Genomic DNA, 9,243 nt, shown 5'->3' with positions numbered 1-9,243 from the left:
ACGAGACCTGGATTGAGGAACGCCAGCTCCTCGGTCTTCTTCCACGCCGTCAGCATCGCCGACGTAGCGTTGTAGTTGACCCGCTCCTGCCGCACCCATGCCTCCGTGCGGGCGGCGAGCGCCAGATTGTAGACCTTCCGCACGCAACCGAACGTGCGCGACAGCTCGGCTGCCTGCGCATCAGTCGGATAGAAGCGGTACTTGAACGCCCGCTTCACACGGCTCGTGGTCACGCTCACAAACTAGTGATGCTGCGAGTTAAGATCAAACCTGCGGGTCACAGCACGGCCTTTCGCCCTGGGGGCGAAACTCCGCTCCTTGCCCTGCTCCGCAGGAGTCCGATTCCTCTCCGCCCTGAAGGGCGGAGTATCCACGGAGGAATCCGATGAATGGCGGGCAGCTCCTCGGCGCCGACCGTGAAGCGCGTACGGACGGCGGCCTGCCGCCCCTGGCCGTCGGCCACCACCCGCTCGACGCGGACGCGCCAGTCCCCCGGGTACTCCCGGTTGAACCGCAGGTACCGCTCCTTGCCGCGGATGCGCTCGCGGGTCTGCGGCAGGTCGTACAACACCTCGTCGGCCAGCGTCGTGGCGAAGACGTCCCAGTCGCGGGCGTCGGCCGCGCTCCAGTACGTCTCCACCACGGCGCGCAGATCGGCAGTCGTCGTCATGGTCCGAGTCCGAACCCCGCCACTGACAGTCGGCCCTTGTTCAGGAATCGGCCGCCCTCGACGCCTTGATGGAGTACATCAACGGGATGCGCGGCCGGCCGGCGGGGAAGCGGTAGGAACCGTCGCCCTGCCGTTCCAGATCCGAGAAGCGGGCGAAGAGCGAGATGTCGTGCTCGTGCAGGAACTCGATCCGCAGCCCGGCTGCCGCCAGCGCCGACACCACCTCACCGATCGGGTGCTGCCATTCGACGCTGCGGTTGTGGACGGTGGGCGCGTCGAAGTCCGCGTACGTACCGGGCGTCTCGTCCACCCAGGCGTCGCGGCTGAAGTAGTCGTGCTCGATCTTCGTCCCGGTGGAGTCGTCGAGGCAGTCCGTGATCGGGTGGAACTCCGCGAGATAGAGGAAACCGCCGGGCGCCACGAGCGATGCGGCGGTCTCGGCCCAACGGCGGGTGTCGGGCAGCCAGTTCAGCGCGCCGATGCCGGTGTAGACGATGTCGTACGACGAGTCGGGGACGGCCTCCGCGGCGTCGTGGACGTCGGCCGCGACGAACGCCGCCCGGTCCTGGCCGAACCCGAGCTCGCGGGCCAGGGCGCGCGCGGTCTCGACGGCCGGTTCGGAGAAGTCCAGACCGACGACCTGTGCGGCGCCGTGCCGGGCCCAGGAGAGGGTGTCGACCCCGATGTGGCACTGCAGATGGAGCAATGACTTTCCCGTGACGTCCCCGACCTCGGCAAGCTCGAAGTCGCGCAGGGCTTCCTTGCCTGCGCGGAAGGATTCGAGGTCGTAGAAGTCGCTCGTGGCGTGGATGGGGACCCGCTCGTCCCAGTGCGCGCGGTTTGCCTCGTGCCAGTCGGCAGGGGTCGATGCATGCATGCCGGGAGGTTATCCACAGGCTGCGGACGAAGCGAACGAATTGTCGGCGTCCCGACGCAGAATGGGGGCATGACTGAGATCACTGGCTCGACGCCCACCCCCTCCGACCAGGCCCCCGCCTCCGTGCCGGAGTGGGAGCAGCGCTTCCGGGCGCCACGGGTGTCGTTGCCCGACTGGGCGGAGGACGCACCCGACCGCGCACTGTTCATCTCCAACGCGACGGGGACGTACGAGCTGTACGCATGGGACCGCGCCACCGGGGAGCAGCGCCAGGTGACCGACCGGCCGAACGGCACGACGGACGGGGCGCTGACACCCGACGGGGAGTCGGTCTGGTGGTTCGACGACACCGATGGCGACGAGTTCGGGGTGTGGATGCGCCGGCCGTTCCACGCCGGCGGGGACGGGGAGCCGGGCGCGCCGGTGGACGAACCGGCGACGCCCGGTCTCGGCCCCGCGTACTCGGCCGGGCTCGCGATCGGGCGGGACGGCACGGCGGTGGTCGGCCGCTCGACCGACGAGGACGGGACGACGATCCATGTCGTGCGGCCCGGAGCGGAGCCCGTGGAGATCTACCGCCACCGCGAGTCGGCGGGCGTCGGCGACCTCAGCCATGACGGGACGCTGATCGCCCTGGAGCACACCGAGCACGGCGACGCGATGCACTCCGCGCTGCGCGTGGTACGCCCGGACGGGACGACGGTCGCCGAGCTGGACGACACCGAGGGCGGTACGAAGGAGCTGGGTCTGACCGTGCTGGGCTTCGCCCCCGTCGCCGGGGACACGAGGCTCCTGGTCGGGCATCAGCGGCGGGGCCGCTGGGAGCCGATGATCTGGGATCCGACGACGGGCGAGGAGACGGACCTCGCGATCGGTCTGCCCGGCGACGTGGTCGCCGAGTGGTATCCGGACGCCTCCGCACTGCTGGTCGTGCACGCCTTCGAGGCCCGTAGCGACCTGTGGCGGTACGAGCCGGGGGCGGGCGGCGCCCCCGCCCGGGTGAAGACCCCCGCGGGTTCGGTGTCGGGTGCCACGGCCCGGCCGGACGGCACGGTGGAGTACCTGTGGTCCTCGGCCGCGCAGCCGCCCGTCATCCGGTCCACCTCGGGTGCGGTGGTGCTCGATCCGCCCGGCGCGAAGGCCCCGGCGTCCGTGCCGGTGGACGACGTGTGGGTGGACGGGCCCGGGGGCCGTGTCCATGCGCTCGTGCAGCGGCCCGCCGCCCCGGCCGAGGGCCCGTTCCCCACGGTCTTCGAGATCCACGGCGGCCCGACCTGGCACGACAGCGATGCCTTCGCCTCCGGCCCCGCCGCCTGGGTGGACCACGGCTACGCGGTCGTCCGGGTCAACTACCGCGGCTCCACCGGATACGGCCGCGCCTGGACGGACGCGCTCAAGCACCGGGTCGGCCTGATCGAGCTGGAGGACATCGCCGCGGTGCGGGAGTGGGCGGTGAAGTCCGGCCTCGCGGACCCGGAGCGGCTGGTCCTGGCCGGCGGCTCCTGGGGCGGCTATCTGACCCTGCTCGGCCTCGGTACGCAGCCGGACACCTGGGCCCTCGGCCTGGCGGCGGTCCCGGTCGCCGACTACGTCACGGCGTACCACGACGAGATGGAGGACCTGAAGGCGATGGACCGCACGCTGCTGGGCGGCACCCCGGAGGAGGTTCCCGAGCGCTTCGAGGCGTCGTCCCCGCTGACGTACGTCGACGCGGTCCGGGCGCCGGTCTACATCTCGGCGGGCGTCAACGACCCGCGCTGCCCGATCCGCCAGGTGGAGAACTACGTCGACCGGCTGAAGAAGCGGGACGCGGTGCACGAGGTGTACCGGTACGACGCGGGACACGGCTCGCTCGTCGTGGAGGAACGGATCAAGCAGGTCCGCCTGGAACTGGACTTCGCCCGGCGCCACCTGTCCCCGGAGCCGGGCACGACCGGCGCGTAGCGGACAGGCGGACGGGGCGTCCGTCCCCTGCGGCACAAGGCCGGGGACACGGCCGTCAGTCGGCACCCCGCTCCGGGCGGCCGGAGCGGGGACCGTACCGTGGAGGGGTGTACCGGTTCCTGCTGACCCCGCGATGGTGGGGGATCAACCTCTTCGTCGTGCTGGCCATCCCGTTCTGCGTGTTCATGGGCACCTGGCAGCTCGGCCGCTTCGAGGACCGCGTGCAGACGCACGACGCCGCCGAGAAGCAGCCCGCCCCGGGGTCCCGGCCCGCCAAGCCGATCGACGAGCTGCTTCCCGTCGACACGGTGACCTCCGGCCGCCCCGCCATCGCCACCGGCCGGTACGCCGACCAGTTCCTGGTGCCCGGACGGAAGCTGGACGACAAGAGCGGCTTCTACGTCCTGAACATGCTCCGCACGGACAGCGGCAAGGCGCTGCCGGTGGTGCGTGGCTGGATGCCCGGCAAGCCCGGCAGCACCGCCGTGCCCCCCGCGCCGACCGGCGAGGTCACGGTGACCGGCGACCTCCAGGCATCCGAGAACGCCGGCACCGCGGGTGTCGACACGGCGGGCGGGCTCCCCGACGGCCAGCTGGGCATGATCAGCGCCGCGTCCCTGATCAACCTCGTCCCGTACGACGTCTACGACGCATGGGTGACGCTCCAGGACACGGGCGCCGGGACCGGTGACAAGGCGGCCGGCGCGCTGCGTCCTGTCCCGGCCGCCAAGGCGCAGGGCACCGGGCTCGATCTGAAGGCCTTCCAGAACCTCGGCTACACCGGTGAGTGGTTCGTCTTCGCCGGGTTCGTGCTCTTCATGTGGTTCCGGCTGGTCCGCCGCGAGGCCGAAGCGGCGCGCGACCTGCAACTGGGCCTGGTCGCGGAAGCGGAAGAGGAAGCAACGTCGGAAGCGGAGGCCAGGTCCGGGTCGGAAGCCGGGTCCGGGTCCGGGTCCGGCAAGGACGCCGTGGGCTCCGGAGCGGTCTGAGACACACAGACGCAGACACAGACACGCGCGAGGGGCCCGCCGATCGATCGTCGATCCGGCGGGCCCCTCGCGTCATACGTCGTACGGCGTCACGTCGCGGGAGCGAGCACCCCGGTCCGGTAGATCGTGCCCGAGCAGGCGTTGGCGATCTTCGCCTCCGCGACCGGTGCCCCGGCCTCCGGCGTGTGCGTCACGGCGACGCTGCCGTCCTGCGTCCCGCCGCCGTCCTCGCTGCCGAACTGCGTGTCCGCCCCCGTCGTCCCGTCGCCGCTCCCCGAACCGGCACCGGCGGCCGTGGCGCCGCTCGCACCGCCCGCGTCGTCGGTCGGTGTCGGGCTCGGCGAGCCTCCGACGGTCGGGCAGGTGTCCTTCGGCACCCAGGCGAACTTCACCTCGTACGCCATCGACGGCTTCAGCAGCACCGTCCCCTGCTCCTGCGAAGGGTCGGGCAGCCCGGCCGCCGCGTCACCCGCGGTGTGCTGGACAACCGCGATCCTGGCCGGGTCGGCCGCGCCTATCGCCTGGAAGCCCACGCTGCCGCTGCTGCTCACCGAGCACTCCGTGCCGGAGACATTGGCGATCCGGAAGGTTCCGTAGACCGTGCCGTCGGCACCGGCCTCACCGGTCTCGGCCGAAGCGACACCGAGCTGCTGCGGGTCGCAGGTCGGCATGGAGGCCATCGCGGGGTCGCTCGGACCGGCTCCCCCGCCCGACAGGTGTCCGTCCCCGCCCTGGCCACGGCTGTCGGAGGGGCTGCTCGTGCTCGTGGGCCGGTTCCGGTCGCCACCGGGCTGCCCGTCGGCGTTGCCGCCGCTGTTCTTGCCGCCGGCCTGCGCGCCGGTGTCCGTGCCGTTGCCGCCCTGCGCCTGCTCGCCGTGCCCGGCCATCTCGGGGTTGGCGGTGTTCGAACCGTCGGAGTTCGCGACATGGACGAAGGCGGGCACCGCGGTGCCGATGAGCAGCGCCGCAGCCGCCAGACCCACGACGGCCTGCCGTCGCTTGGCGCGCCGGACGGGAACCGCGCGCCGCAGATGGTCGAGCGTGCCGTCGCTGGGCTCGATGTGCTGGACGGCGCCGCGCAGCATGCGGCTCAGCGCGACCTCGTCGAGGTCCGCACCACCACCGGCTCCCGGTCCGCCGTGCGGGCCCGAGTCCGGGCCCACCGAGCGCGGACCCGGGCCGAAGAGACTGCTCAGACTGCCGAGCTCGGCGGTCTCGGCCGCCCTGGCAGATTCAGCAGCCCCAGCGGCCCCGGCGCCTTCAGCCCCGGCACCGGCAGCCTCCGCGTCCCTGTTCGCCCGCGAGGCGTTCTCCGGCCCGTGGTTCACAATTCCGTTTCCAGTCCGGTCAATCCGACGCTCACGTCCGGCGGAGCCGTGTTCACGTTCGTCGAAGCCGTGTTCACGTTCGCCAGGGCCCTGTCCGCGTTCATCAGGGCCGTTCTCGTACTCGCCCTCGCGCCGGCTCATGCCTGGGCCTCCATCACGACGCGCAGCGCCGCGATCCCGCGGGAGCCGTAGGCCTTGACCGAGCCCAGGGATATCCCCAGCGTCTCGGCCACCTGGACCTCCGTCATGTCCGCGAAGTAGCGCAGCACCAGTACTTCCCGCTGGCGCCGTTGCAGCCCCCGCATCGCCTTGATCAGCGCGTCCCGCTCCAGCTGGTCGTAGGCGCCCTCCTCCGCGCTCGCCATGTCCGGCATGGGCTTGGAGAGCAGCTTCAGCCCGAGGATGCGGCGGCGCAGCGCGGAACGCGAGAGGTTGACGACGGTCTGGCGCAGATACGCGAGTGTCTTCTCCGGGTCCCGTACCCGGTTGCGGGCCGAGTGCACCCGGATGAACGCCTCCTGCACCACGTCCTCGCAGGAGGCCGTGTCGTCCAGGAGCAGGGCCGCGAGACCGAGCAGCGAACGGTAGTGGGCCCGATAGGTCTCGGTGAGATGGTCGACGGTGGTTCCGGCAGCCACGCTCTCCTCAGCGCCCTCGCGCTGCGAGGGCAGCCGTGCGGGGCGCGCAGCGGGCATGGGCGCAATCACCGGCATCCCGCCGGGTGCGCGGGGCCGTCGGAGCGGACGCACCGAAGCGCCGCGCAAGGGGCCCACCACTGTGATATCGAGAACCTCTGCCACGCCAGTTGGACACGTTTCCCCCCGTCAGGGTTGTACGCGCGCGGCACCGCGTTCGGCGCTGTGCGACATGCCCTCATACGTACCTGCTCTTCCCCGAATGCCCCGAATGTGCGCCCCGCCGCGCCAGAGGTGACGACATAGACGCGCACTCCCGGGCCAGTGGTTGCAGCAGGCCGAAAGTCATCGTCGGATACCCCGACACCCCAGCTCAAGAGGTTGAGACCTTCAACTTACTCACAGAGCATTCACAGACAGTACAAAACAGGTTCGATCAGGACCGTTGGGGGAACTCCGCGGCCACCGACTCGGCGATCTGCGCCACGTTCAACGCCGCGCCCTTGCGGAGGTTGTCACCGCAGACGAACAGCTCCAGACCCCGCGGATCGTCCAGTGACCTGCGCACTCGCCCGACCCAGGTCGGATCGGTGCCGACGACGTCGGACGGTGTCGGGAAGTCCCCCGCCGCCGGGCTGTCGTACAGCACCACGCCCGGCGCCGTCGCCAGGATCTCGTGGGCCCGGTCGACCGCGATCTCGTTCTCGAACCGGGCGTGCACGGACATCGAGTGCGTCGCGACGACGGGTACGTACACGCATGTCGCCGCGACCCGCAGGCCCGGCAGGTCCAGGACCTTGCGGCACTCCTCGCGGATCGCCAGCTCCTCCGACGACCAGCCGTCCCCCGCCTCGGTCCCGGCCCAGGGCACCACATTGAGGGCGACCGGGGCGGCGAAGGGGCTGCCTTCCGTGTCCCCCAGGGCCCTGCGTACGTCCCCCGGCTTCGTGCCCAGTTCCGTACCGGCGACCATCGACAGCTGTTCGCGCAGCGCCGCGACACCCTCCCGGCCCGCACCGCTCACCGCCTGGTACGAGGAGACGACCAGTTCCCGTACGCCGAATTCGGCGTGCAGTGCACCGACCGCGACGATCAGCGCGAGCGTCGTGCAGTTCGGGCTCGCGACGATGCCGCGTGGCCGGATCCGTACGGCATGCGGATTGATCTCGGGCACGACCAGCGGAACGTCCGCGTCCAGCCGGAACGCGGCGGAGTCGTCGATGACGACCGTGCCCTTGGCGGCGGCGATCGGCGCCCACTGCGCGGAGACCTCGTCGGGCACCAGGAACAGCGCGACGTCCACGTCGTCGAAGACGTCCTCGGTGAGTTCGAGGACCTCGCTCTCCTCGCCGCGCACGACCAGCTTGCGACCGGCCGAGCGCGGCGAGGCGATCAGCTTCACCTCGCCCCAGACATCCGCGTGCTGCGAAAGGATCTGGAGCATGACGCCGCCGATCGCCCCGGTCGCTCCGACGACCGCGAGCGAAGGACGGCACGCGGTCATCGGCCGGTGCCCCCGTAGACGACGGCCTCGTCGGAGTCGCTGTCCAGGCCGAACGCGGTGTGCACGGCGCGCACGGCCTCGATGACGTCGTCGGCGCGGGTGACCACCGAGATGCGGATCTCGGACGTCGAGATCAGCTCGATGTTCACGCCGGCGTCCGACAGCGCCTCGAAGAAGCCCGCCGTGACCCCCGGGTTGGTCTTCATACCGGCGCCGACCAGGGAGATCTTCGCGATCTGGTCGTCGTAGCGCAGCGACTCGAAGCCGATGCTGCCGCGGTTGCGCTCCAGGGCGTCGATGGCCTTGCGGCCCTCGGCCTTCGGAAGCGTGAACGAGATGTCGGTCAGACCGGTCGACGCGGCGGAGACGTTCTGCACCACCATGTCGATGTTGATCTCCGCGTTCGCGATGGTGCGGAAGATCGCGGCGGCCTCGCCCGGCTTGTCGGGCACGCCGACGACGGTGATCTTGGCCTCGGAGACGTCATGGGCGACTCCGGAGATGATCGCGTGCTCCACCTTCTGGTCCCCTTGCGGCTCGTTGCTGACCCAGGTTCCGCGCAGTCCGGAGAAGGACGAGCGGACGTGGATCGGGATGTTGTAGCGGCGTGCGTACTCCACGCACCGGTGCAGCAGCACCTTGGAGCCGGACGCGGCCAGCTCCAGCATGTCCTCGAAGGAGATCCAGTCGATCTTCCGGGCCTTCTTCACGACCCGCGGGTCGGCGGTGAAGACACCGTCCACATCGGTGTAGATCTCACAGACCTCGGCGTCCAGCGCGGCCGCGAGCGCGACGGCGGTGGTGTCGGACCCGCCGCGGCCGAGGGTGGTGATGTCCTTCTTGTCCTGGGACACACCCTGGAACCCCGCGACGATCGCGATGTTCCCCTCGTCCAGCGCCGTACGGATACGGCCCGGCGTCACATCGATGATGCGCGCTTTGTTGTGGACCGAGTCGGTGATGACGCCCGCCTGGCTGCCGGTGAAGGACTGGGCCTCGTGGCCCAGGTTTTTGATCGCCATCGCCAGCAGGGCCATGGAGATCCGCTCTCCGGCGGTCAGCAGCATGTCGAACTCACGCCCGGCAGGGATCGGGGATACCTGCTCGGCGAGATCGATCAACTCGTCCGTCGTGTCGCCCATCGCTGACACCACGACAACCACCTGGTTGCCGTTCTTCTTGGCATCGACGATTCGCTTGGCGACGCGCTTGATGCCCTCGGCATCGGCTACGGAGGAGCCTCCGTACTTCTGCACGACAAGGCCCACGTGCGCTCCTCGCTCAGTCCATTACTGC

At 70.6% G+C, this 9,243-nt stretch carries 9 protein-coding genes; 2 read left to right on the top strand and 7 right to left on the bottom strand.

The features are described 5' to 3' along the window. From BT364_RS27375 to BT364_RS27365, 3 genes are all read right to left on the bottom strand, one after another. Positions 1-239, bottom strand: a 239-nt coding sequence (locus BT364_RS27375; protein WP_177328245.1) for a helix-turn-helix domain-containing protein, incomplete at its 3' end; no start/stop codon positions are given. A gap of 38 nt (positions 240-277) precedes the next feature. Beyond that, on the bottom strand, positions 278-670 hold the full coding sequence (locus BT364_RS27370) for a nuclear transport factor 2 family protein (RefSeq protein ID WP_177328244.1): 393 nt from the start codon (positions 668-670) through the stop codon (positions 278-280). Between the two features lie 40 nt (positions 671-710). Continuing rightward, positions 711-1,547: a class I SAM-dependent methyltransferase gene (locus tag BT364_RS27365; RefSeq protein ID WP_072487895.1), complete on the bottom strand. Its 837-nt coding sequence runs from the start codon at positions 1,545-1,547 to the stop codon at positions 711-713. Positions 1,548-1,616: 69 nt separating this feature from the next. Here BT364_RS27365 and BT364_RS27360 point away from each other — a divergent pair, with 69 nt between their 5' ends. Further along, positions 1,617-3,491 carry a S9 family peptidase gene (locus tag BT364_RS27360; RefSeq protein ID WP_072487894.1) on the top strand — a complete coding sequence of 625 codons (1,875 nt, stop codon included), beginning with the start codon at positions 1,617-1,619 and terminating at the stop codon, positions 3,489-3,491. A 107-nt stretch (positions 3,492-3,598) separates the two neighbouring features. Beyond that, positions 3,599-4,480, top strand: coding sequence for an SURF1 family protein (locus BT364_RS27355; protein ID WP_072487893.1), 882 nt, complete (start codon positions 3,599-3,601; stop codon positions 4,478-4,480). An 89-nt stretch (positions 4,481-4,569) separates the two neighbouring features. Here the strand turns inward: BT364_RS27355 and BT364_RS27350 are convergent, their stop codons facing one another. The 4 genes from BT364_RS27350 to BT364_RS27335 all read right to left on the bottom strand — a co-directional run bounded on the left by BT364_RS27350 (position 4,570) and on the right by BT364_RS27335 (position 9,215). Next, the gene (locus tag BT364_RS27350) at positions 4,570-5,808 is read right to left on the bottom strand and encodes a hypothetical protein (protein ID WP_072487892.1); all 1,239 of its coding nucleotides are present in this window, start codon (positions 5,806-5,808) and stop codon (positions 4,570-4,572) included. A gap of 137 nt (positions 5,809-5,945) precedes the next feature. Next, positions 5,946-6,521, bottom strand: coding sequence for a SigE family RNA polymerase sigma factor (locus BT364_RS27345; RefSeq protein WP_072487891.1), 576 nt, complete (start codon positions 6,519-6,521; stop codon positions 5,946-5,948). A 358-nt stretch (positions 6,522-6,879) separates the two neighbouring features. After that, positions 6,880-7,947 (bottom strand): aspartate-semialdehyde dehydrogenase, encoded by a 1,068-nt coding sequence (locus BT364_RS27340; RefSeq protein ID WP_072487890.1) that lies wholly within the window; start codon positions 7,945-7,947, stop codon positions 6,880-6,882. Further along, positions 7,944-9,215: an aspartate kinase gene (locus BT364_RS27335; protein ID WP_072487889.1), complete on the bottom strand. Its 1,272-nt coding sequence runs from the start codon at positions 9,213-9,215 to the stop codon at positions 7,944-7,946. Before BT364_RS27335 ends, BT364_RS27340 begins: the two co-directional genes overlap by 4 nt. Between the last annotated feature and the right edge of the window lie 28 nt (positions 9,216-9,243).

Origin of the sequence: Streptomyces atratus (assembly GCF_900119365.1) — a bacterium.
Lineage (GTDB): Bacteria > Actinomycetota > Actinomycetes > Streptomycetales > Streptomycetaceae > Streptomyces > Streptomyces atratus_B.
Note: the sequence above shows the minus strand (reverse complement) of the source record. Positions and strands in the feature narration are given on the sequence as shown.